This is a genomic window from Methylobacterium komagatae (genome assembly GCF_042661665.1).
GTDB lineage: Bacteria > Pseudomonadota > Alphaproteobacteria > Rhizobiales > Beijerinckiaceae > Methylobacterium > Methylobacterium komagatae.
The window spans coordinates 4,128,498-4,151,586 of record NZ_JBHSWN010000001.1 but is presented as its reverse complement, the minus strand read 5'-3'; the positions used below and the strand labels follow the sequence as shown (position 1 = coordinate 4,151,586).

Annotated in this window: 23 protein-coding genes and 2 pseudogenes; 6 read left to right on the top strand and 19 right to left on the bottom strand. The window is 68.6% G+C overall.

Features of this window, described 5'->3' with window-relative positions:
- Nucleotides 1-29: 29 nt before the first annotated feature.
- Complete coding sequence (locus ACFQE0_RS20665) at nt 30-698, bottom strand: hypothetical protein (RefSeq protein ID WP_378972947.1); 669 nt, start codon at nt 696-698, stop codon at nt 30-32.
- A gap of 30 nt (nt 699-728) precedes the next feature.
- Nucleotides 729-1,112, bottom strand: a complete 384-nt coding sequence (locus tag ACFQE0_RS20660) for a hypothetical protein (RefSeq protein WP_378972944.1) — start codon at nt 1,110-1,112, stop codon at nt 729-731.
- Between the two features lie 334 nt (nt 1,113-1,446).
- On the opposite strand from ACFQE0_RS20660, the gene ACFQE0_RS20655 reads away from it, so the two are divergent.
- Nucleotides 1,447-1,650 carry a hypothetical protein gene (locus tag ACFQE0_RS20655; RefSeq protein ID WP_378972942.1) on the top strand — a complete coding sequence of 68 codons (204 nt, stop codon included), beginning with the start codon at nt 1,447-1,449 and terminating at the stop codon, nt 1,648-1,650.
- A 233-nt stretch (nt 1,651-1,883) separates the two neighbouring features.
- Here the strand turns inward: ACFQE0_RS20655 and ACFQE0_RS20650 are convergent, their stop codons facing one another.
- Complete coding sequence (locus ACFQE0_RS20650) at nt 1,884-3,065, bottom strand: GNAT family N-acetyltransferase (RefSeq protein ID WP_378972940.1); 1,182 nt, start codon at nt 3,063-3,065, stop codon at nt 1,884-1,886.
- Nucleotides 3,066-3,339: 274 nt separating this feature from the next.
- Between ACFQE0_RS20650 and ACFQE0_RS20645 the strand changes: the two genes are divergently transcribed.
- Nucleotides 3,340-3,639: a hypothetical protein gene (locus ACFQE0_RS20645; RefSeq protein WP_378972938.1), complete on the top strand. Its 300-nt coding sequence runs from the start codon at nt 3,340-3,342 to the stop codon at nt 3,637-3,639.
- A gap of 14 nt (nt 3,640-3,653) precedes the next feature.
- Here ACFQE0_RS20645 and ACFQE0_RS20640 read toward each other — a convergent pair whose 3' ends face one another.
- The 9 genes and pseudogenes from ACFQE0_RS20640 to ACFQE0_RS20605 all read right to left on the bottom strand — a co-directional run bounded on the left by ACFQE0_RS20640 (nt 3,654) and on the right by ACFQE0_RS20605 (nt 11,046).
- Entirely contained in the window at nt 3,654-3,932 is a 279-nt protein-coding gene (locus tag ACFQE0_RS20640; RefSeq protein WP_378972936.1) for a PilZ domain-containing protein, read from the bottom strand.
- A 252-nt stretch (nt 3,933-4,184) separates the two neighbouring features.
- Nucleotides 4,185-4,451, bottom strand: a complete 267-nt coding sequence (locus ACFQE0_RS20635) for a hypothetical protein (RefSeq protein ID WP_378972933.1) — start codon at nt 4,449-4,451, stop codon at nt 4,185-4,187.
- 144 nt (nt 4,452-4,595) lie between these two features.
- Entirely contained in the window at nt 4,596-4,781 is a 186-nt protein-coding gene (locus ACFQE0_RS20630; RefSeq protein WP_378972930.1) for a ribosome modulation factor, read from the bottom strand.
- Nucleotides 4,782-4,822: 41 nt separating this feature from the next.
- Nucleotides 4,823-5,107, bottom strand: a complete 285-nt coding sequence (locus ACFQE0_RS20625) for a hypothetical protein (RefSeq protein ID WP_378972928.1) — start codon at nt 5,105-5,107, stop codon at nt 4,823-4,825.
- Nucleotides 5,108-5,229: 122 nt separating this feature from the next.
- Nucleotides 5,230-5,472, bottom strand: coding sequence for a hypothetical protein (locus ACFQE0_RS20620; RefSeq protein WP_378972925.1), 243 nt, complete (start codon nt 5,470-5,472; stop codon nt 5,230-5,232).
- Between the two features lie 985 nt (nt 5,473-6,457).
- A complete protein-coding gene (locus tag ACFQE0_RS27690; RefSeq protein WP_465264094.1) occupies nt 6,458-8,464 on the bottom strand; it encodes a 3'-5' exonuclease in 2,007 nt (668 codons plus the stop codon).
- 33 nt (nt 8,465-8,497) lie between these two features.
- A pseudogene (locus tag ACFQE0_RS27685) lies at nt 8,498-9,534 on the bottom strand (UvrD-helicase domain-containing protein); the annotation flags it as partial.
- A 361-nt stretch (nt 9,535-9,895) separates the two neighbouring features.
- Entirely contained in the window at nt 9,896-10,486 is a 591-nt protein-coding gene (locus tag ACFQE0_RS20610) for a hypothetical protein (RefSeq protein WP_133250888.1), read from the bottom strand.
- Nucleotides 10,483-11,046: a hypothetical protein gene (locus ACFQE0_RS20605; protein WP_116655869.1), complete on the bottom strand. Its 564-nt coding sequence runs from the start codon at nt 11,044-11,046 to the stop codon at nt 10,483-10,485. Before ACFQE0_RS20605 ends, ACFQE0_RS20610 begins: the two co-directional genes overlap by 4 nt.
- A 198-nt stretch (nt 11,047-11,244) precedes the next feature.
- On the opposite strand from ACFQE0_RS20605, the gene ACFQE0_RS20600 reads away from it, so the two are divergent.
- The 4 genes and pseudogenes from ACFQE0_RS20600 to ACFQE0_RS20585 all read left to right on the top strand — a co-directional run.
- A complete protein-coding gene (locus ACFQE0_RS20600) occupies nt 11,245-12,504 on the top strand; it encodes a nucleotidyltransferase domain-containing protein (protein ID WP_116655868.1) in 1,260 nt (419 codons plus the stop codon).
- The gene (locus ACFQE0_RS20595) at nt 12,501-12,971 is read left to right on the top strand and encodes a type II CBASS E2 protein (protein ID WP_274852386.1); all 471 of its coding nucleotides are present in this window, start codon (nt 12,501-12,503) and stop codon (nt 12,969-12,971) included. Before ACFQE0_RS20600 ends, ACFQE0_RS20595 begins: the two co-directional genes overlap by 4 nt.
- Nucleotides 12,968-13,996, top strand: a complete 1,029-nt coding sequence (locus ACFQE0_RS20590) for a CBASS cGAMP-activated phospholipase (protein WP_116655866.1) — start codon at nt 12,968-12,970, stop codon at nt 13,994-13,996. The genes ACFQE0_RS20595 and ACFQE0_RS20590 overlap by 4 nt, the downstream gene beginning before the upstream one ends.
- 113 nt (nt 13,997-14,109) lie before the next feature.
- A pseudogene (locus ACFQE0_RS20585) lies at nt 14,110-15,667 on the top strand (DUF2235 domain-containing protein); the annotation flags it as partial.
- A gap of 94 nt (nt 15,668-15,761) precedes the next feature.
- Here the strand turns inward: ACFQE0_RS20585 and ACFQE0_RS20580 are convergent.
- Genes ACFQE0_RS20580 through ACFQE0_RS20550 form a run of 7 tightly spaced genes read right to left on the bottom strand, consistent with a single transcriptional unit; the run spans nt 15,762 to nt 23,082 of the window.
- Nucleotides 15,762-16,205 (bottom strand): hypothetical protein, encoded by a 444-nt coding sequence (locus ACFQE0_RS20580; RefSeq protein WP_378972921.1) that lies wholly within the window; start codon nt 16,203-16,205, stop codon nt 15,762-15,764.
- Entirely contained in the window at nt 16,124-18,091 is a 1,968-nt protein-coding gene (locus tag ACFQE0_RS20575) for a TniQ family protein (protein WP_378972919.1), read from the bottom strand. The genes ACFQE0_RS20580 and ACFQE0_RS20575 overlap by 82 nt, the downstream gene beginning before the upstream one ends.
- A gap of 10 nt (nt 18,092-18,101) precedes the next feature.
- Nucleotides 18,102-19,118 (bottom strand): TniB family NTP-binding protein, encoded by a 1,017-nt coding sequence (locus tag ACFQE0_RS20570; protein ID WP_116655886.1) that lies wholly within the window; start codon nt 19,116-19,118, stop codon nt 18,102-18,104.
- Nucleotides 19,111-19,899 carry a hypothetical protein gene (locus ACFQE0_RS20565; RefSeq protein ID WP_378972915.1) on the bottom strand — a complete coding sequence of 263 codons (789 nt, stop codon included), beginning with the start codon at nt 19,897-19,899 and terminating at the stop codon, nt 19,111-19,113. Before ACFQE0_RS20565 ends, ACFQE0_RS20570 begins: the two co-directional genes overlap by 8 nt.
- A complete protein-coding gene (locus ACFQE0_RS20560; protein WP_378972912.1) occupies nt 19,887-21,506 on the bottom strand; it encodes a hypothetical protein in 1,620 nt (539 codons plus the stop codon). Before ACFQE0_RS20560 ends, ACFQE0_RS20565 begins: the two co-directional genes overlap by 13 nt.
- On the bottom strand, nt 21,503-22,258 hold the full coding sequence (locus ACFQE0_RS20555) for a hypothetical protein (protein WP_116655863.1): 756 nt from the start codon (nt 22,256-22,258) through the stop codon (nt 21,503-21,505). Before ACFQE0_RS20555 ends, ACFQE0_RS20560 begins: the two co-directional genes overlap by 4 nt.
- Nucleotides 22,255-23,082, bottom strand: a complete 828-nt coding sequence (locus ACFQE0_RS20550; protein ID WP_116655862.1) for a hypothetical protein — start codon at nt 23,080-23,082, stop codon at nt 22,255-22,257. Before ACFQE0_RS20550 ends, ACFQE0_RS20555 begins: the two co-directional genes overlap by 4 nt.
- Nucleotides 23,083-23,089 lie beyond the last annotated feature (7 nt).

Here is a 23,089-nt window from a genome sequence, read left to right as displayed (position 1 = left end):
GCACTGTTGAACTCCGAATGTCCGAGGGGTCAGATCCCGCTGCCGGTTCCGGGGTAAGAACGAACCCGCGTACGTCCGTCATTCGCTCCAGAGAGACCGGTACCCGATGGGTATGAGGGGCTGGTGTTCGATGCTGTTACCGGCGTCCAGCCTTCCTGGGTCCAGGCTGCCGTCTTCTGATCAAGATCGACCGAGCCGTGCTGCTCGAGGATGTCCATCACCATCGGAGCGCGTGCTTCGTCCGCTCTTACGGTCACGAGAGTGCCGCCACGGCGCACGCCCTCCCCGTAGGCATGGGCATCCTTCTCGCTCACCCCCGCTCCGGTGAGACCGCCAGCAAGACCGCCTGCAGCAGCGCCAACCCCCGCTCCCGTCAGAGTAGCTACCAGCCACCCTGCGGCCACAACGGGGCCAACGCCGGGGATCGCGATCATGCCGAGTCCGGTCAGCAAACCAGCCGCGCCACCCACGACCGTGCCGAGCGTCGCGCCTGCGCCGATGCCGTCCTTGGCCTTCTCCTTCGTATCAGGGCTCACGTGATCATGGCCCCGCTGAGTCAGGCCAGCGTGGCGGTCACCCTCGTTGTTGCTGACGAGGCTGATGTCGCTATGAGGAATTCCGCCAGCCTCAAGCTTATCGACTGCGGCACTTGCGTCTTCATATCTATCGAATAAGGCAGTCAAGGTCTGTTGGGCCATCAAAGCCTCCCAAGGCGAGTGTTGCAAGAATTACTGCGCGGCGACGTTGCCTTTGAAATCGAGTCCGACCGGGACCGACTTTCCTTCGTGCATGGCCGTACCGCGCCAGATGCCATCACCGTCTTTCTTGAGATCTTTGGCGTCCTTGAAGCCTGCCTTTTCCAGTCGGGAGCGTGCCTCGCCCTCGGTGAAGCTGTTCGCCCCCTTCTCCAGTTTGACTGCGGAATGAGCATTGGCTGTCGCCCCGTCGGGGGTCATTTTGTCCGTGTTCGGACGTGTCACGCTCTGCTGTCCGCCGGATTGCTGACTGGTCTTCGCATCGGGGGCGGCCGGTGTCCCCGTGACAGTGGTCTGGGCGTACGCGCCTGAGCCCAGGAGCGCCGTAAGAGCGAGCGCGGCAAGAGGTGTTCGCATGTTCAACTCCGTGGGTCTTCTCGGACTTACCAAGCAGGCACCACAACAAACCGTTCCAAAAATTAGGCGCCTCGCCCAAAAGCTGAGCTATCGACGCCAATAGATCGGCCTTTCACACGCAAATGCAGGGAATTTACGCATAACATCATGTTTATGCTCGGCTTTTTGTGAAAAGAGTTTGATTTTCGCTCGACGGCGTCGTGCGCTCCCAGGCTCCTCCGCACCGCCTCGGGGGAGCGATCCGCGATGATGCAGGGAAGCGGTGACGCGGGGTTCTGCCGCAGCGACGAAAGCCGGCCATCGCGGTTGCCTGATGCCAACCAAGGAGACAGGCATGGCCAGTAAGGCGGATGTGACGACCTACACCGTGAAGGAGGCCATGGCCGCCAAAGTCGGCGATCATATCGAGATCGCGATCGAGGCTGATGATGGGACCAAGCTCAAGCTGAAGGGTACTGCCGAGCAGCTCGACGCTCTTGTCGGCGACCTGGAAGTTATTTTGGATGGAGACGATGCCTCTGCTGAGGCCGCAGAGTAAGAAGCCATTTTCTGGCTTATTTGAATGACTTGCGCGCCCTGCGAAACGAGCAGGGCGCGCGGGGTGTAAGACCGGTGCGATCAGCTGTTTCTTTCGTCAAGCCGATGGCGTGAATCCGTAGGCCCGAACAGGCGCTCTGCCCTCCGGAGCCAGGAACCACGCGCGGATCGGCCCGCCGTTCCCCCTCGAGGCAGCGTCGGCGGTCACGGCTGCACTGACGTTTGCTCGTCGCCTCAGATCGCTTCCAGCGGGATCGACGAGCAGGTGAGCCCGATCTGACCAAGATTCACGGCCACTGAGCCGAACCTGAGCTTGGTCCGCCAACGCCTCGCCAGGGCCATCGATCGGTACAAGATCCGGGCACGCCAGGTCGATGAAACCTGATAGCCGTTCAGCAACGAGATCATCTCCGGTCGCCAGCGCGTCTTGGAGACGTCCGTGCCCGTCGATAAGTTTGCGACACGCACCCCGTTATCGAACGACCACTTCAAAATCTCCGTCAGCAACGTCGTCATGATGCTGTATTTGCGAAAATTCAGATCGTAACCCGAGTAATACAGGTACAAGACATCATCGATCTTGATAGCAAGACGAGCAGCCACTGTCTGGCCGCCGATCTTGATCTGAAAGACGAAGATGGCGCCGGCTTTAGAGGTAGCCCCCGCGTAAGACCGAAGAAAATTTTTTGCGGTATTCGTCCGGAAGATGTTGAGGTGATGAACCGTATTTTCCGCCTTGGATCGCTGTTGATGCAGGGACAGAAATTCCTCTACTGCGGACCCAATCTCCATCGGCGAAGAAACAGCCCGAAATTCGAATGAAATATTATCTCGATCGAGATAGCGATAGCATTTTCTGATGCTCTCTCTGATATTTCGCGGCAACGCGCTGTGGAACTCGGCCCAGCTGCTGGGCAATGGAAGGTAGTAGTTGCTGATATTGCTGACGTCTTCGAGCTTGAGGCTGGATCGAATGCGCTCGGATCGTTCGTCGAAGTCGTGCAGGCCGCGCCATTGAATCCAATCCCATTCCGAGGATCGGGCGTCGAGGTAGTCCCGAAGAGCTGCCACCACGACCTCGAGGTCGCCGGGTCGGCAGATCGGCCCACGGATCTCGGTCACGTTGGTATCTGCACCGATAAATTGCAATTCCCGCATACGCAGCGGGCCCCATGCCGGCCGGAGTGTCAGCATCATCGGCGCAATGCCGATGATTTCACCGTCACGCTGCACGAGAAAGATCCTCAGCCGGTCTTCGATAAAGTCGCGACCCCTGCGATAGCTCTCCCACCAGGATCGGCACCATTGGTACGAAGCGAAGGGATGTCGGGGAAATATTTGCTTGCTCAGCGTCTCCCAAGCGCCCTGTACAGATACGAGCTCATCGAATGATGTCGCAACGACAATCTGGACCATCTTACAGAGTAGCTCTGGTGGACATATTCCAGAAACATATCATTGAAGTGGCTTGAAATCCACGGCCATGCTTTAGCCGCCGGATCTTGGTTATCCGGCGAGAGGCGTCCAATGCGGTGGGGCAGCATAAGCCTTCACTGCCACTGGATCTTTTCGCGGGTGTCCACACCCGTCCACATCGCGTTGCCGCCCATCCAGCGTGAGCCGTTGAACGGAGGCGGCGACTTGGGCTGGTTCTGTCAATGTTCCAGCCCGGATCGAATCGCGATACCCCTTGGCGCGTGTCCTCGTGGCGGCCCTGAGCATGGCCTTCCCGAAGACGCTGGCCGATTACCCATTCGTCGTGGTGCGCCTGAGGTGCGACCTGTGCCCTCGACAGGGGCGTTATCGTCTCGCCCGGCTTGTCGCCCGTTTCGGTGCCGAGGCGGACCTGGATCGGGTTCGGCGCGAATTGGCGAAGCCGTGCCACCGCCTCGAAAACAAGGGGACGGCGATGCGGCCGGGGTGCCGTGTCGAATATATCGACCCTTGCTACGGCTCGCTGCGGCGGCCCGATCTCCCGCCGGGCTATTGAAGAATCAGAGGGCGCTACGATCCTCGGTTCAGTCGAAAGCGCACGCCAACGCTTTCGCCCGAGCGCCACCGGCCCTCGCAAGGCAACCGCACGTCCTCGTCGACCAGTGAGATTTCGAAGTAAAGCGGCAGCGGGACATCGCAGCCAATACCGATTTTCGCGCCGCGTTCCGACATATCCCAGACGATACACGCGATGGCGTCACGTCCGGAAATATGGAGGAGGCCGTCGAGGAAAGTCGGCGCGCGATGCAGGTCGCGTTTGTTGTCCGGCGCGTCGAGAAGTCGGCCCATGTCTACCGTCCATCTGGATGCGGGCGCATACAGCCTGGAGTTGGGCGCGCTAACATCTCGTTACAGACGGGTGGTCAGCAGCCCGCCGTGAATGAGACGTGCACGCCGAATTTCGCAGGGTCTCGGGGCATAGACAGAGCAGGCTGACACGACGCGGGGCAATTCCGGCTACGTGCAGATGGCATCGCGAGATCGCTCCTCGCGCTCCTGCTGGCGAACAGCGATCTCGTCAGCGGGAGCGAAACTCAGGCGTTAGCGACGCTGCCTCTCACGTCGCTCCTCACGGCGCTCCATCCGCTCTTCCCGGCGATCCCGCTCCGGATCGACACCCAGCACGCCGCCGACAGTCCCAGTCGCCGCACCGACCGCTCCACCGACGACACCGCCAATCGGCCCCGCAGCGCGATTGCCATCTTCCGCGCCTCGCTGAGCGCCGGGAATGGTACCTTGGGCTTGCGCCGTCGCAGCGAGTGCGAACGGCGACAGGATGAGGGCGGATGCGATCAGGATACGGTTCATGACGCTGTCCTTCGAGGCTCGATGAGGCGACGCCCCGCGTTGAGGCGAGGCGTCCGCATGTCAGGCCAACGTCCGGACACCGAGAAGGTCACGCGGCCGAGAGCCAGAACCGCTCTTCCTCACTCGGCCTCATGGGACCTCGATTCAAGCCGAGCCCTTCGAGCGATCCTCAAGCCTCTCGCCGCGTATGGCGGCATCGTAGCCGGCCAGCCAAAGATCGTGTGCGTCCACACCCTCGGCATAGGGGCACGCATCGCGGCTGAGGTTCTTGGCCGGGGCGTAGAAACCGAGGGCGTAATGGTCGAGGTTATCGTCCGGTATCTCGTTCATTGCCTTGCTGCCTCACGCTCGCCTGACAGGACACCGGACCGCTAACCAACCGTCACAGCGCCATCGATTTGATTGATGGATGCCACGCGCGGCCCTCGCACCTCGGCATCGCGTTGCTCCCATTCCGACAGGACCAGATTGGCGGCTTCAATAAGCTCACCCGGTGACCCCTCCCCGATCTGCGGGCGGATGGCCTCGACGAGGCGCGTCAGAACTGTCTGCTCTTCGCGGTAGGGCATCGGCATCGTCGCCTGCCTGCAATAGGCCGCGTAGACGTTCTCAGCGATCGTACGGGCGCGACGGTCGGCGTCTGGCGTTTCGTTCATGTCAGGTCGCCCTCAACCCATCGGATGCTCGGTGCAGCGTGTCCGAACGCCGCTACGGCTTCACTGACCTAGCTTTGAGGGCCCCCCGTTCAAGGCGTGCGGCCACGAGGCGTCGGTGACGATCAGTCCCCCGGCGTCCAATCGATTTTCGGCTGCTGCGACAGGATCCGGTCGAAATAGTTCGCCACGGCCTGCGCGCCGTCCGAATGCATCATGGCGACCGGATGGGCGAGATAGGCGCGTGCGAGGTCGAGGGGGATCTCGCCGGACTGAAGGGCACCGAGGACGGCGTCGATAAACGCATCGTTGGCCTCGTTGAAGTCGCTAGAGAGCTTCTTCCGCTCGTTGAGTGCCTTGATGGGCATCGTGCGACTCATTCTCCGAAAGGTGTACTACCGGTCTGCTTACGTGAACACGGGCAGCAACCGAGCAGCGACGCACACAACATTGCGCCACGCTTCCGCACCCCCAAAACCGAGGGCCCGCGAAGTTTGCTAAGTTATTAGAAAGGCTCTAGGGCGTCACATAAGGTGCGACCGGAAATTGAGCAGAATCAGTTACTTAGCGCATAGTCCGCGCGACCGAAATTCGACTCAGCGCCAACAAAGATCCGATTTTCGCGCCCCGGCGCCATTAAAGTTCCGACTTCCCACGCGGCCAGCCCGCAAGGCACCCAACGCAGGCCGTGAGAATGCTTGCCTGGTCACACGGCGTCATTCACGCGCGGGAAACCGATCCAAGCATGTAGGTCGGGAGTTTGCTGGCGCACAGCTGAGACTTGGTTGGCGATCAGTCGGGTCATATGGTCGTAAGCCCTTGAAGCTTGATGGGAAAGGCCGCTCGCGAACGCCGATCGTGATGAACTGCGAGGCGATCCGGCCGGCTTGGCATCGGACCCAACCATGGCCACCGTCGTTCCGGCCGGATGGCCGCTTACCGTCGGTATTTGTGGGGCGGATCAGGTCACTCGACGGCGATGAGCCGGGATGCGGCAACTCCAACCGTCGTGGGCTTGTCCCGCCCGGTCTGGGCTTCGCACCGCATCCATGCCCCTCTCCCGGGCTCGCATCCGTCCCCATCGCTTTCGACCGCGCAGCTCGCCGCTTCCAGGACGTAGCGGTTCACCCAGCAAATTCCTGCCGGGCGGTTCGGGACCGTGTCGGATGAATGGTGGCGCTTGGTTGCGGCTTGGGTGGCGGCGGATCGAGGCTAAAGTGGCGCGCGGTCGGCCTTTACCCGGTCAAGCGCATGCCCCAGCTCACGATTTCCGTTTCTGCCTCGCGAATGTCCAGTGACGCAGATGATGAAGGCCTCGTCCGTAGGATCACCACGATGCGGTGCGGAGGTTGGCTACCCCCTGTCCTGGCTGTGAGCGGCGAGGACGCCCGCCGGCACAGGCCCGCAGGTCACGTAATGCGGGCATCGCGGACAAGCCCTCTCGTCAGGTTCCGAGGGGAAGTCGCACGCGAGGATGCCCTCCGCGATCAGTCGCAGCTTGCGCTCGCGGTTCGTTCGCTTCCTCGGGGTCAACGGGATGTCCATCACGCCGTCCCCGCTCAGGTGGATGGCCTCGACCCTAGCGCCCGCGCCGTGGCGCAGGCCGGCAGCCATGAGGTAGGCGGCGTAGACGAGGTCGTCCTCCTCCTCCTTCCTCCGTCGGCCGGTCCGCACCCTTCGGTAGACCGTGGCCGCCCCATCGCCGCGCACCTCGTCGGGCAACACGACGAGGCCGAGGCCGCCGAGATCGATGGTGACGGGCTCGCGCAGCCCGGGGACATGTCCTTCCCGGGTTCGCATGAGCGCCTCCACCAGTTCGAACCCCATCCGTCGGAGCTCGTCGGCATATCCCTCGGTCGGTCCCTTCTCGGACCAGACCGCGTCGAAGCGCGCCCGCACCGCCTCAAGCGGGAGGCCCCAATTCCGCGCGTCCTCCCTGAGCCAGCGCAGTACCTCGTGCACCACGTCGTGCATCCTGACGAAGGGGGTCGAGCGGCGACCGCCGGCCGCGCCCAGCACGTGCGTGTAGAAGAAGCGGCGGGGACACCGGTCGTAGAGTGAGATCTGCTCGGCGGTGAAGGAGGGCGACCCCTCCCACGCGACGCCGATCCGGTGACGGTCGGGCTCGGGCGCCTCGCGCAGGTGCAGCGGCGGATCGGGCACGTCCCGCACGACCTCGGCGACCTTGTCGAGGAAGGGCGAGAGCGGGCGCCCGCTTCCGTTCGTCTTGCGGCGCGCCGCGAGGAGGGTGAGGTGACGCCGTGCCCGGGACGCCGCGACGAAGAACAGGCATTCCTCCTCCTCGGCATGACCGCGCCGGACCGCGTCCAAGCCCGACAGACCCTCGGCGCCGGCGACGAGCCCGTCCGGGGGCGGGCAGCGCGGGGTCCGGCCGCCGCTCGGAAATCCCTGGCCGACCATGCCGGGGATGTGCACGGCCTCGAACTCCAGGCCCTTGCTGGCGTGGACGGTCATCAGGCTGACCCCGTCCATCGCGGCCGCGGCCGCAGGCATCTGGCGGAGATCCCGCTCCTCGGACAGGAGGACCAACCGCCTCGTGCGGTCCAGCAGGCGCTGGATCGGGAGCCCCTGGCCCGGCGGCAGCTCGCGGCAGAACGCGAGGAACTGCCAGAGGGCCACCATCCGCATCCGGTCCCGGGTCCGGAGCGGCGGGCGGAGATCGGGCAGCAGGTACCGGCGGTCGAACAGCAGGCGGCAGAGCGCCTCCCAGGGGTGGCTGGCCGCGCCCAGGCCCTGAAGGTCGGCGCGGAGGTTCGCCAGCGCCGTCGCCGCCGGGGCGCCGAGCGGGACCGCCGATTCCGTCGCCCATGCCATCGGCTCCTCGCACCGCGCGAGGACGCGCTGGAGGCGGCCGACATCTTCGAGCGGCATCGCGTACCGCGGCATGCGCGCGACCCGGGCCAGGGTGCCGGCCTTGGGATCGACCAGCAACGCCAGGACGGCGAGCAGGTCGCGGATCTCGTTCCGCTCGAACAGGGTGCCGAGAAACAGCACAGGAACGTCGCGCCGTTCGAGCGCCGCCGCGACCGCGGCCAGGCGGGCGTTGCCTCGGCACAGGACGGCCTGGTCCCGGAAGTCCACGCCGTGGACCTGGCGCAGTTCGAGGATGCGGGCGGCGATCGCGGCGGCCTCGTCCTCGGGGCGTTCGACCTTGCGCGTCTCGGGGTGCGCGTGCGAGGGCCCCGCGTGGGCGGTGAGGTCGAGCGGCAGGACGCCGCGCGAGGCCGCCATGCCGGTCGCGAAGGCCGAGAACGTCGCGACGACCTCCGCCGACGAACGGTAGTTCACCGTCAGGCGCCCGATACGGGCACCGGGAAAATCGGCCCCGAAACCCGTCATGTTGGCCGACGAGGCGCCGCGGAACCGGTATATGGATTGGCGGGAGTCCCCGACGACCCAGAGCCGCTCGCCCCCGCCCGCCAGCGCCTTGAGCAGCCTGACGCTCGCCCGGTTCACGTCCTGGTACTCGTCGACGAGTATGTGGCGGTGCTTGGCGCGCAGGATGTCCAGGGCGCCGTGGTCCCGCTCCAGCAGGAGCGTCGGCCGCATGACGAGATCGCCGAAGTCGAGCCGGCCGAGCCGCCGCATCTCGGCGTCGTAGACGCGATAGACAGCAGCGACCTCGATGGCCTTCTCGGCGCGCAGCCGCTCCTCCCCATCGTCGCCGGCCCGCTCCGCCATCCGCTCGGCAAGGGCCATGTAGTCGTCGGGAAGGGTGAGCTCGTCCTTCGCCCGGGACACCGCGGAGAGGATGTCGCTCAGGTCGAGAGTGGGGTCGTGCAGGTTCCGGAAATGACGGAGCGGCAGCCGCGGGACGAGATCTTCGAGCATGCCGACCGCATCGGCCTTGTCCACGAGCCGCGGATCGTCGGGCAGGGCCTCGCGGTCGTGGAACTGCCTCAGGACGTCGAGGCCGAAGCCGTGGAACGTGCCGATCCAGGCCGCGGCGGCCGCCTCGGGCAGGCGGGCGGTCAACCGCTCGACGGCTCGCCGGCCGCCTTGTTCGAGAAGGTGAGGACGAGGATCTCGGATGCCGCCGCCCCCCGGTCGAGGAGCCATTCGATGCGGCTGACCAGCGTGCGCGTCTTCCCCGTCCCCGGTCCAGCCTGCAGCAGGTACGGGGTGCCCTCATGGAAGGCGGCAGCCCGCTGGCTGTCGTCGAGCGGAGGCCTGGCCCCGGCATCCGGCTCGGCCCGTGGCAGGTGCTCCGGCAGCAGCAGGCAATCGGCCAACTGCTGGGCGACGAGGGCGTCGGGCAGCCCGGTGAGGCGGACGATGTCGGCGGCACCGTGCCCATCCTCCAGGAAGAGGCGTCGTGCCAGGCCCCGCGGCAGGACCAACTCGCGGGCGAACAGGTCGGCCTGCAGCTCCCGGCGCTCGCGCCGGCCGTAGCCCTCGACCTTCTCCACGCCCGTGGCGGTGGCCTCCACCGCGCGGCTCGGGTCGATGTCGCCGTCGACGATGACGTCGTCGGGATCGTGCAGGACGGCGTGTCCCAGCTCGTGCCCCGCGAGCAACGCGTTGGCCGTCGCGTCCCCGCGGTCCTCGCAGGCGATGGCCGGGAGGGTCGGATCGTAGAGGCCGCGCCCGCCGCGGAGGTAGGCATCGCCGGGACGCAGCCAGCTGAGATCGATCTCGTGGGCATCGATGGCCGCGACCACGAGATCCAGGGGGCGGAGCGGATTAGCGCCGCCCTCGACAGCCGCCGCGTGGACCTGCGCCGCCCGCGACCTGACAACCTCGAACGCGTCCACGGCGGCGATGCCCTTCCTAAAGCGATGCCAGGTGCCGCTTCTGCTCGTCGCTCAGCCCGGAGCTCTCGATGGCCTCGGCCAGCGATTGCTTCTCGACGGCCTCCGGCTTGACGTCCGACTTGAACCGCGCGGCCACGGGCACGCGCGCGGGCCCCGCGAGGAAGCGGGCAAGCTCGTCCGCACCGGTCCCGAGCGCCGCGGCCAGCCGTGCCAGGAACCCGGCGCTCAGATCCTCGACGCGGATGAGCCGGTCCTTGAGCCGCCCGAGGAAATTCAGGTTGCAGCCGAAGCTGCGCGCCACGCCGCGCAATCCGCCGTCTTCCTGCACGGCGAAGGGGTCGCTCCCGCCTTCGGCCGCCGACACGACCGTTCGGACCGGGTCGGCGGCCGGTGCGGCAGAGGTGGGAGCGGCGCAGGTGTCGGCGGCGCACGCCGCATGGGCCCGCGCGAAGGCGGCATCCGCGACGGCGGCGAGGGCGTCCGGGTCCTCCCCGAGGGCGAGCAGCTCCGCCTTAAGCTCCTCGGGAGAGGCCGCCAGGATACCCTCGATGTAAAGGTCATCCAGGGCGTCCAGGAATTTTTCGTCTTTGGTCGTCTCTCGGTTCATGATCTCCATCCTTTCGGGAAGCGGAGGGAGAGCGCCTTCCTGATGCGCTTCTTCGCGTAGTCGAGATCGCCCTGGTCCAGCCCGGTGCGCTCCCGCAGCGCCTTGCCCGCCAGCTCATCCCTGAGGGCTTCGAGCACCGCGAGCTCCTCCGGCTGGTCCCGGAACATCTCGAACACCTCATCGATGATCCTCGCCATCTCCTGGGCGTCGATGATGGCGTCCTCGGCGCTCCCGGCCCTCGGCTTCTCGCCGAGCCGGGCGCGCATGTAGGCGTCGACCTCCTCAGCGTCGTCGGTCGTGACCGACCGCTTCTGCTTCTCCCGCTCGTGCGAGACGAGGCTGCGCATCACGCCCACGAGGTAGGCGACGACGTTCAGCTCCCGGCCGCACTGCCTCGTGCCGAGCAGGGTCCGGCAGATCGCCTCGTTCAAGAGGTCGCCCGGGTTGAGCGTGGTACCCCCGCACAACCGCTTCGCGATGACGACCAGTTTCTTGCGGTCGTCGCGCGACAGGTCGCGGTAGGCCGCCCCGAATTCCTCCGGGCTGAGGTCATCGCCCACCCGTTCGCCCCCGGCTCGCCTCCGCAGCCGGTCGCCCGGCCAAAGGTCCGACCGACATCCCCTATGCCCCCTGCACGCGATTTTCAGAATCCGCGCCGGCCAAATTCTGAGACGCGAGCTTGGCCGGCATAGCTCGGCAGGATGCCACGGACGCAGGGGTTTTCAACCTCGACGAGCGTCCAGCCAAGGAGCGACCCCATGAACCACTTTCGACACCCGCCCGACCTCGACCCCTTCGCCAGCGCGCTCGACGCGGTCATGGCCGACATTGCCATCTCGGTGCAGCTGCCGCCCGGCCTGCACGCGAAGGCGGGCGGCCGCTACGAGGCCATCCGCGACTTCGCGGAACGCCCCGGCAGCCCGCTGAACGGGCGCATCCTGCGCTTCTACCCGCAGGGCAGCATGGCCATCGACGCGACGACGTCGACGCGCGGCACGGACGACGAGTACGATCTCGACATCGTCGCGGCGCTGGATCTCGATCCGCATTCCGGGCCGGACGCTGTTCTCGACCTGCTGTACCGCTCGCTGGAAGGATATCCGACCGGTCAAAAGGTCGAGCGCCAGACCCGGTGCGTGACCGTCCGCTACGCCGACCGGATGCACGTCGACGTGACCCCGGCGGTGCGCCTGGGACACGGCGCGGAGCGGGTCAGCCACATCTTCCACGCCCACCCGGACAAGCCCGCGTCCGAGCACTTCCACGTGCCGATGAACGCCTATGGCTTCGCCGAGTGGTACCGGGCGCGCACGCCGCTGGAGCGCCGGTTCGCGGCCGCCTTCAACAAGCGGCTGCACGAGGCCTACGGCATGGAGGTGCGGGCGGACGCCGAGGTCGACGAGATCCTCGACCAGGTGCCCATCATCGTGAAGGCGGTGGCGACCGTCGCCCTGCAGCTTCTAAAGCGCCACCGCAACGTGGCCTACGCCGGAGCCACGGGGCGCATCCCGCCCTCGGTGATGCTCTCCTGCTTCGCAGGGCAGGCCTCGCAGCCGGGCCTGCCGCTCGCCGACATGGTGATCCGCCTCGCCCGCACGGTGGCGAGCGCCCTGCGCGCGGCCAGCGCCCGCCGCGAGCCCATCAGGGTCGTCAACCCCGTCCACGCGGAGGATTGCTTCACCGACCGCTGGCCGGAGAACCTCGCCCAGCAGGACGAGTACGCCGCCAAGCTCACGGACCTCGCCGACGGCCTGGCGTGGATCAAGCAGCACGGTTCGAGCCTGGAGGACATCCAGGAGTGGCTGCGGGAGCGCTTCGGCGGCCACGTGGTCTCGACCTCGGTCCGCCGCTTCAACGACCGGACCGGCCGGGCGGTCCAGTCCGGGCTCCACGCCTACACGCCGCGGGGCGGCCTCTACGTCCCGAGCCGCCCGGCGCTGGTCGGCGTCGGCGGCGCGGCCGCCGCGGCACCGGCCCGGGCGAGCGCCCACACCTTCCGCGGGGGGCGCCGGTGGTGAGCGTCTTCCCCTCCATCGCCGACCAGGACCGGGCCATCCGGGCGTCATGGCCCTCGTTCCGGCTCGTCGAGCGCTCCGAGCGGGCGGCGACCTGGCTCGGCACGCTCAAGCCCTTCATGCTCGCCTACGAGGTGCGGGTCTCGTACCGGGTCCCCCTCGTCATCGAGCGGATCGCCCCCCTGCGGCAGCAGCCCGAGGTCCGGGTGATCTCGCCGGCCCTCCGGCGCCGCCCCGGGGACGGCGAGGGCCCGCTGCCGCACGTCTACGTCGACCGGGCCGGCGACCCGGTCCTGTGCCTGTTCGACCACGAGATCGGCGAGTGGACCCCGTTCCGCCTGATCGCCGAGACGACCATTCCCTGGGCCCTCGACTGGCTCGGTTGCTACGAAGGCTGGCGCGCGACCGGACGGTGGTCCGGGGGCGGCCGGCACGCCGAACCCCCCGCCGCCAAGGAAGCCGGACGATGAGCTACGTTCCCCCGCGCCGCTCCGACGGCACCCAGCAGGACCGCAGACAGCCCCTCCCGTGGCCCAAGGACCGGCCTTTCCGTATCCTCTCCGTCGACGGGGGCGGCATCTGCGGCATCCTCCCGGCCGCGGTGCTCGCCGAGCTTGAGGGCCGATTCCTCGAAGGGCGCTCGATCGCCCGGCACTTCGACATGATCGCCGGGACCTCGACCGGCGTCATCATCGCGCTCGCGCTCGCCCACGGCCTGACGGCGCGCGAGATCCGCGACGTCTACGTCGAGCGCGGCGGCAACATCTTCCCGCCCCCGTCGCGGATCGAGCGCCTCACCCGGTTCGTGCGCCAGCGCTACCGCTACGTCTACGAGCGCAAGCCGCTCGAAGACGAGCTGCTGCGGATCTTCGGGGAGACCACCTTCGGCGAGGCCCGGACCCGGCTCTGCATCCCCGCCTTCGAGGGGTTCCACGGCGAGCCGTTCGTCTTCAAGACGCCCCACCACCCCGCCTACAGGAAGGACCGATCCGAGCGCATGGTCAGGGTCGCCCTGAGCACTGCGGCCGCCCCGACCTACTTCGAGGCGCTGGCGAACAACGGCTACGTGATGGTCGACGGCGGCCTGTGGTCGAACAACCCGACGATGAACGCGGTGGTCGACGCGCTCGCCTGCTTCGACATCGACCGCGGCCAGATCCAGGTGCTCAGCCTCGGCTGCGGGGAGACCGCGTTCAAGGTCGACGCGAACAAGACCTCCGGCGGCATGATCCAGTGGCGCGGCGTCATCCAGGCGGCCATGAAGGCGCAGTCGCACAACGCCATCGGGCAGGCGGGCCTGCTCATCGGCCGTGACCGGCTGACGCGCATCGACGCGCCGGAGAGCACCAACCCCATCGCGCTGGACGACTACCTGCGCGCGAAGGCGGAGCTGCCGGCCATGGCCCGGGTCCTCGTCGAGGGCGCCGGGCGCGAGATCCACCGGAACCTCCTCCTCGACGAGGTCGAGCCGTACACCCCGTGCCCGGTCGTCTGAGGCAGGCGCAAGCGCGGGCGGAAATCTGAAACCCCATCCCGGGCGGCATCGCTGCCAGGGACGCAAAGGCGGCTGTCGCCCATCCCGGGCCCCCGCGTTCCAGAGGCAGGCGGATGCCCAAGAATATCGTGGTCTTCTCCGACGGCACCGGGCAGGACGGCGGCGTCCGCCCCGAGCAGCGGATCAGCAACGTCTACAAGATGTACCGCGTTTGCAAGGTCGGGCCCGAGAGCGGCATCGACCCGGCGGAGCAGGTCGCCTTCTACGACCCGGGGCTGGGCACGGACATCGGCGCCACGGCGCTGACGGCGCCCGTGCGGTTCGTGCAGAAGATGGCGGCCTCCTCTCGGGGCGCGGCATCACCACGAATATCGCGGACTGCTATCGCTTCATCGTCGACCACTATGAGCCGGGCGACCGCATCTACCTGATCGGCTTCAGCCGGGGGCCTACACGGTCCGCTGCGTGGCGAACCTCCTGATGTACTGCGGGGTGCCCGCCACGGGTGCCGGCGGCGCTCTGCTGCGCTTCCGCAAGATGACGCGGGACATCGCGCGCGAGGCGGTCGAGACGGTGCTGGAGCACGGTGCCGGCCACCCGCGCGCGGACTTCGACGCGGAGCGGCATGAGCTCGCCCGCCGGTTCCGGGCGCGGTACGGCTCGGACCATCCCGAGGGCGGCGGCAAGTCCAACGTCGAGCCCTACTTCGTCGGGACCTTTGACACGGTCGCCGCGCTCGGCGTCGCCGGCCCGAAGCGCACCCTGATCAAGGCCGGCCTGGCGGCCGCGGTCGTCATCCCGCTCGGCATCGCCATCGCCGTGACCTCCGCCCTGGTCGGGGGCATCTCCTACCTCTTCGACGGCCCCTTCTGGAAAGCGGACCTGATCACCGCGGGCATCCTCGTGGCCGCTTCCGTTGCGGTCGCAGGGGCGGTACGGCGCCGCGTCGCCGCGGCGAAGACCAAGACCATCGTGGACTGGCCCGGGCCGGGAAGGTCGAAGAGCCACGTGGCGGAGTGGAAGGGCGAGAACTTCGACCGCCTCCTCAGCGCCCAGGTCGGCTACGCCCGCGCGGCAATCGCCATCGACGAGAGGCGCAAGGACTTCGACCGCGTGAAGTGGGGCCCGACCGAGGTCCGACCGCCGCGGGCGCCCGGCGCGCCCGACCAGTTCCGGCAGTTCTGGTTCGCCGGCAACCACTCCGACATCGGCGGCAGCTACGAGGAGACCGAATCCCGCCTGTCCGACATCGCGCTCCGGTGGATGCTGGAGCAGGCCGTCGGCGTCCCGGACGGCCTCAAGGTGGACGGGATGCCGCCCGTCGCCGATCCGCGCCACCCGGTCGAGGTGATGCGGATCCCGCGGCTGCGCCTGCACCCATCCGCCGCGGGCGTGCAGCACTGCGAGGTGGCCGGCATGCGGGACGCCATCGCGGCGCGCGTCTCGGCCTCGTGGGTGCCGGGTTGGGTACGACGCTGGGCGGAGGGCAAGACCTGGGAAGCCAAGGACCGGGAGATCAGGCACGACGCCACGGTGCACCCGAGCGTCGACGAGCGCTACCGGCTCGCGTCCGTGGTCCAGTGCGACGGGGTCGCGCCCTACCGTCCCGCGGCGCTGGCCGACCACGTCCGGTTCAAGCCGTTCTACGCAGGTCCGGTGGCAGCCTCACCGGAACCTCTGGGAGCGGTCGGGCCGGGGGGCCCGAGCGAGGGGCAGGTGCCTGAAGGCTTGGACCGGGACACCACCGGGCGACCGAACGGCAGCTTCACGTCGCGGGCCGTTCGGATCGATCCGTCACCGGGAAGGCCGGCCGCGCCGCCTTGACGCCACCGGGCGCGGTGGCTCCCCGGATCTGCGGGAAGGTCGCGCGCAGCAGCTCGGTGCTGGCGACCGTACGGGCAATCAGGTCCGGCCAGGCGCGCGGCGCCGAGAGCCCGGACGCCGAGACGGTGTCGGCAACCTCCAGCCGTCCGGCCACCTCGCGCCAACGCAGGCGTCCGCCGAGCGCGGCCTGGATCGCCACCTCCCGAGGCGGGCGGCCCCCGCGGGTCAGGACGACCTCCACCGCCTCCCGCTCGGGTTGGACCTCGATCCGGATCGTGAGGTCGCCGGAGGCGCTGGACAGCGTCAGGCCGCGGCTTCGCCCGACGAGCTTGAACGTTCCCCGCCGCCCGAGCGCGCGGAGCAGCGCGGCCTGGAACGCGAGCACGCCGCCGCCCGCCGGGTCGTCGGGGTCGCAGGCCAGCGCCAATATCGAGCGCGCGCCGGCACGGTTGACCAGGTGCGTGACGGTTCCGTCCTTCTGGGCGACCCGCAGCGTCTCGACGCCGAGCTTTTCCAGCGCGGCACCGGCCTCGTGACCCGACCGCGCCGCCCCGGCGATGTCGGCGTAGATGTCCGCGGGGGCCCAGATCCTGCGGAACCCGTCGAGGGAGACCTCGTCGATCCGGCGCCAGCCGCGCCCCCGGAGCACACCCGCAGGTGACCTCCGTCGATCAGGCCGTCGACCGTCTCGACCCTGCATCCGAGCACCGTGGCGGCCTGGTAGCGGCTGAGGCCTGGGAGCGTCCGCAAGGCCGCGCGCGCGGCCCGCATGCCGCCCCCGCGGTCCCGGCGCGGGTCGGGGACCAGGAGGTCGCCGACGGTCGGTCCGAGCCTTCCCCGCGGGACCGCATACCCTTTCAGGATCGCCTCGACCGACCGCGCCGGGTTGGTCTTGCAGGTCCGCCTGAGGTCGGCCAGCCGCAGGTGGCCGTCCGGCACGTCGGTCGCGGGCTCGACCTTGTGCAGCAGGCGCGCTGCGAGCGTGGCCACGTCCTCGGGCCGGAACCGGTCGCGGTCGCGGCCCGTGCCGATCCTGACGAAGCGGGCGATGACGCCGGCGCAGACGAGGGCGTCGAACGTGTCGCGCGGGAGCCCCAGCGCGTCGGCGGCCCCGTCCCGGTCGAGGCATGAGGCCAACGTTCGCCTGACCGACTCCGCCTGCTCCGGGCTGAAGGAGCGGTACCGCGCACGCGCGATGCCGAACTGCCGCTCGTGGATGCCGAGCGCCTCGGACAGGCGCCGCAGGCGCTCCTCCGTGAGGCCGAGCTCGGCCGCCAGGGTCGGGACCGGCAGCCAGCCCGCCTCGCCGGCGTACCAAGCCTCGCAGGTCGACGGCGAGAAGTCGCCCCGCTCGATCGCCACCCGCCGCATGCAACCGGCGAGGATCCCGATGTGCGAGCCCTTCTCCGCGTTCAGGGCCGAGCCGAGCCAGCCGAAGCTCGCGCGCTTGCCGCGCCCGTCCTTGAAGGCCGCGCGCGCGGCTGCGACCGCGTGGAGCAGCATGACGAGCCCGTCCTCCCCCTTGCGCAGCACGTCGTACCCGGCCCGGTTCACGGCGGGCAGGTCGAAACCCTTGGTCACGCCGACGACCGGGCGCGTCCGCAGGGTTCCGCCGAGGGCGACCCGGCCGACGAGCTCCACGGCGTCGAGCACGTCGCCCAGAGTGGGAAGGTCATCGAGCAATGGGACCGCCGGGGGCCCGGCGGCGCCCAGCCGGGCGAGGATGTAGCCCTCCAGGGACGGCCGCGGGACCGTGCGCCGCGGCACGCCGTGTCGCGGCAGCGGCGAGCCGGTCGGGGCGTGCGTGAACGACGCCGACCACCATGGGACGGGGTGGCCCGAGGCGTCGCGGTCGACGATGTCGATATCGTGGTCCGGGCAGCGCGCGAACGCCGGCAGGTCCCACCAGGCCCGGTGATGCGGGCTCTCGGCGAGGCAGGCCGGACAGAAACGGCGCAGGCCGATCTGCCAGTGCCGCCGCCGGACTTCCTGGCCCATGATCACGACCGAGGTCGGGGTGACCACGGGGGTGGCATGGATCAGGTGTTCCTTTCCCGTGATCGGGAAGGACAGCGCGAACTCCAGGCACTCGGCGGGCTGGATGTCCCGCCCGTTCAGCCCGTGCGAGTTCAGCAGGACGGCGACGCTGCCGATCCCGCTCATGGCTCCGAGGCGTACGACGTAGCCGTGGGCGGGCTCGCCCGGATGGGGCGGCCCCCAATCGGGGAGCGGAGGCTCGAAGCGTCCGTGCAGGTCGGTGAAGGTCCTCATGCCGGCCACCTCACTTGACGAAGGCGCCCTGCGCCGGATCCTTCGGCTGGAGCGTCGACTTGGGGACCTGCGTCACGCGGGCCGGGGCATGGTCGATGTCGTCGCGGAACGGGTTGAAGGTCATCCCGACCGGCCTGATGAGGTCCCAGGCATCGGCGAAATGTCCGACCTCGACCCGCTCGGCGCCGTCGTTGAGCGCCCGGCACCCGGCCGCGAAGATGAAGTCCTTCAGCCGGCCGATGATGCCGTCGGTCACCCAGTAGAGCCGCGAGGCGAACCACTGCGAGCCGAGGCCCGACTTCGCCGCGAAGGGCAGCCGGCCGTCGATCTCGGCGCAGAGCAGGCGGAAGAGGGCGCGCTCCTCCTTGCTGTCCCAGGAGTAGGGCAGCATGACGTGGTGCGGCAGGCCGCCCCGCCCCTCCAGCTGCTTGTCCGCCGCCATGATCCCGTAGGTCTCGACGAGCCCTGCGGCGGCGACGTTGAGCGTCCCGAGGTTGAGGATCTTGCGGACGAGTCCCAGGCAGTCCTTCAGGGCGCCTGGTCGTGCGGTGGTGAAGGCTTCCTGAACCTCGTCGAGGAGGACCAGCTCGACCTTCTGCTTGACCAGGGCGTTCAGCACGTTGCCGAAAAGTGAGTCGACCTTCATTCGGGTGACGTCGCCGGCGTTCAGCACTCCCGCGAGGGCGGTCACGAAGCCGGCCTTGTTGCAGCCGACCGGAAGGTCGACGTACGCCACCCGCCGCACGATTCCCTCGGAGCCGGTCAGGTCGGCCGGGAACCCGCGGGCATATCGCTTCAGGGCATAGCTCTTGCCCGTCCGCGGATCGCCGGCGAGCACGAACAAGGACCCGGTGTCCGGCAGGCCGTCCTTCACGGGCCTGTGGAAGCGCGCGACCGCCTCGGTCGCGGTCTCGAAGCGGTCGTGCCCCACGAAGAGGTTCTTCATGATGAGCTGCCGCTCGGCAGCCGGCTTCGCCGCGCGCTCGGCGCGGCGAAGCCGCTCGTCGTCCCGGAGGGTCTCACTCATCGCCCGTACTCCAGTTCCTGTCGGCCCTGAGGGCCGCGAGTTCCTCGTCGAGATCGTCGTCGGGCTCGGGGGCCCGCGCCGCGGGAATGGGCGCCTCCGGCGCCGTGGCCGGCGCGGTGGCCGCCGGGCCCGGCTCGGGCTCGTCCCGGACCGGGGCCGGCGGCATCGGGCCGGGGGCACCGTCGGCCGACGCCATGGCGCCCTGTGGCGGCGCCGGGACCGACGCATCGCGGTGCCCGGCGGCGAGGAGCCTCGGGGCCGGGGGCGGCCCAGCGGGATCGGGCCCTGGCTCCGGCGCCGTCGCGGCCTTCGGACGGCGCGCGATGGCCAGGGGATCGAGGTGCCCCGCGGTGGTGGCGGGAAGCGCCGGCGTGCCCGTGCGCACCTCGCTGCGGAAGCGCCGCTTGCGCTCGCCGTCGAGGAAACGGGCGAGGCCGCGATGGATGGCCTTGCGCTCCGGTTTCGCCCGCGCTGCGGCGGCCGCGTCCCCGAGGAGGTCGAGCGCCCGGGCCATCGCATCGAAATCGAACGCGCCCTTGACCATGCGCCTGGCATTCTCGACGGCGAGGTCGTGGACGTGCCGGTGGCGCCCCTCGGCGTAGGCGCGATGGGCCCGGGTCGCCGGCACCGTGATGATGCGCCCGTCTTGGTCGTACGGGTCGATCACGTAGATCCGGCCGATGTCGCTCGGGTCGCGCACGCACCGGTAGCGCGTGCCCGCGCCGTCCTCCCGCGCGTTCCGGTGCCCCGGGTTGGTGATGAGCGTGATCAGCCCGGGCATTCGTACTTGACGTGGTCCCAGACGATCCCGTCGTTCTGGATCGTGCGATCCTCCCACTCGCCGCACAGGGCGATGAACAGGTCGGCGGGCGGGAGCGGGCCGCTGGGATGGCGGGCCGCCTCCTCGTTCCAGACCCGGAGCGGGATGTCGCCGATGCCGCGCAGGAGGCCCAGGCCCTTCGACCGGTGGACGTTGTGGACGTCGCAGATGAAGAACATCAGCAACGCCTCGAACTCCGATTTCCGGATCTTGGCGCAGTCCAGGGTCTCCGGGTCGGGCTCGCGCCTCTTGACAGTGTTGGACAGCGTCGTGCCCGGGAGCAGGTGGATCAGACCCGTGTTGAGGTAGCCGAAGAATCGTTCGAGGGCGCCCTTGAGCCAGGGGCACTTCGGCTTGAACCGCGGCTTGTTCATCTTCAGCTCGCGTGCGGCGGCCTCGATGTCCTTGCCGATAAAATGCAACGCGTTGTCGACCCAGAGGTTTTCGATCCGGCCGAAGCACGGCCACGGCATCCGCACGGCCGGGAACGGCGACATGTCCTTCGGGTACATCGCGTGCCGCAGGCCGGCGACGAAGCTCGCGAAGCTCGGGGCCTCGTAGCCGAGCGACGCCCCGACGATCATCCCCGTCTTGCGACAGCGGAAAATAATCAGGTCTGGCCGGCCGAGGACGACGTCGCTGTCGTCGTCGACGAGCAGGATGTCGAGTACGCAGTGGTCGACCTCGACGTCCTGGTACGGCCGGTCCGGAAGCGGCTGCACCTCATAGGTGCGGTGCATCTTCGCGGCGTACTCGGGACCCTTGCGGTAGTAATCCCGGACGTACTTGTCGACGTCCTTGCAACGGCGCTGGAACGTGCGGATCGACGGGACCCGGATCTGGTCGAGTTCCTCCGGCGAGAGATGGCGCGAGAGGGTGCGCTTGTAGGCCCCGACCGAGGTGACGACCTTGGCGTAGGCCACCTCCGTGGTCATGTTCGGGCTGAGCCAGCGCCAGACGCCGCGCTCCAGCGCGACCTCGCCCACATGCCCGAACGGCCGGCGCCGGTTGCCCTTGTGCTGGTGCCGGTCGACGAGGCACGCCTTGCCGTGGATGTCGCCGAGCGTCATCCAGAGGTCGAACCAGTTGAGCACCGTGGTGAAGTGCGGCGCCTTCTCGCCCTTGCTCAGCGCCACCCGCACGATAACGGGGTCGAGCGCCGGCTTCGAGCGTCGGAACTCCCAGGGCGCGCGGGGCCGCGCCTCGCCCTCGACGAAGCCCCGGATGCAGGCGTTCACGTAATCGAGCTTCCGGGCCGCCTCGGCGACCTGCTCCTTCGTGAGCTTGAGGCGGTTCGGAAGCGGGCCTCTCGGCTTGCCGTACTTGAAATTGCCGGCGACGAGCCGCGCCTCGCCCCTCGCCGACAGGAAGGCGAGTTGCTCGTCGGTGAGGAACAGCACGTCCTTGTCCTCGACGCGCAGGAACTGCAGCCGCCCGTCGAGGCGGCGCTCGAACTCGTGGGTCCGCCCGTTGAGGTTGAGGATGTCCTTGGTGCGCAGGTCGAAGCGCAGCGTCGCCGCCTGCCCATGGGCGGTTTGGACGGAGGGGACGGAAAACGGCGCGTTCACGGCACCACCTCGCGGATCTCGGCCTGGAAGGAGAGCGGCCGGGCGAGGTCGAGCGCGACCTCGCCCGCCAGCGCCAGGTTCAGCACGGCGGTGTAGGCGCGGCACTCGCCGGGCCGGTCGTTCAGCCGGGCCGCCCTGACCACGGCCGCGATCGTGGTCGGCAGGCCGAGCGTGACGAGGGCGTCGCGGACGCGCAGCAGCGCGACCGCGTCCGGGACGATGTACCGATGCCGCTCCATGATCTGGGCGTTCGAGAGCCGAGGCTCGGCACGGATCTCGGCCTCGTCCAGGGTCAGGAAGGCGACGCCGTGGTCGAGGCGGTAGGCCTCCTCGATGTGTGGCTGCCGTCTCGTCCAGGCCGGCAGCTCGGCGATGAAGCGCGCCTTGGCGTCGATCACGACAACCGAACCGGCGCGGTAGCGGCACACCACGTCCGGGACGTAGACGTGCTTCTCCTGGCCGCCCCGACCGTCCGGGATGAAATAGGTGAGTTCGTGCGGCTCGACCGCATAGTGCGCGATGTCGGGGTTGGCCCCGAGGAGGGTCCGAAGATCACGTTCCAGAAGCGAGCGGAAGGGGGCGTCGCCGAGCGCCTTGTGGTCGCCACCGTCGCCATCGACCGCGCACAGGTAGTTGCGCTTCTTCACCTCCCGGACGACGGGGGCTCCCGGGAAAAGGCCGAGGTTCGCCGGCGTCGCCGACGACTTGAGGCGAAGGGGCGGCTCGTCGACGTCGTTCTTGCTGATACTCATGCCACGGCACCCCGCATGATGCGGGTCTCGGACCCGAGCGGCTGCCTGAGATCGAGCCTGATGGAGCCGGCCAGGGCGAGTTCCATCAGGCAGGCGAGCGTCCGATCGATCCTGCGCGCAGGGAAGGGTTTCGCCGAACGATGGAAGCGGCCGACGGTGGTGGTCAGGCCATGCCGGACCAGGGAGTCGTGCACTCGTTCCAGGTCGGGCTTCGCCCCGGGCCCGGCCCGCTCCTTCAGCATACGGGTGCGATTTTCCCGTTGGACGCGCGAAAAAAGGGTGTGTTCTGTGAGGACACGGAAATCCACGCCCAGCGTACGGTAAGCGGATCGCACCGCCGCCTCGGTCCTCTGCCAATGGGGGGCCGCCCTGTCGCGCTCCCAGGTGGCCAGGAAGGTGTAGGCGACGACGCCGCCGTCGCGGCGGCGGGCGACGACCTGGGGCCGATGGCACGCATCCCGGACGCGGCCATCACGATCCATCTCTTGGTAGTGGAGGACGTGGGCGGACGGCACGACGAGGGTGTTGACCGGGTCGCACAGGACCATCGTGAGACCGGCGGTCTCCAGCAAACTCGTCGTGATCGCCAGGCCACCCGGCAGCTTCTCGTGGCGCACGACATCGGGCACCCAGGAGCGGGGGGCCCGCATGGGGCCGAGGGAACGCGGGACGGGGCCGAGGCCGAGGTCATCCGGCACCGCGAAGGACGCGCGACGGCGCGGGATCGCCGCGCCGTCATCCTCGGCGATGGCTGTCTTGAGGTCTCGGGCGGTCGGCAGGAGGACCGGGGCGAGGCGCGTCGTAAGCAGTGCCTGGGGCTGCATCCGATCC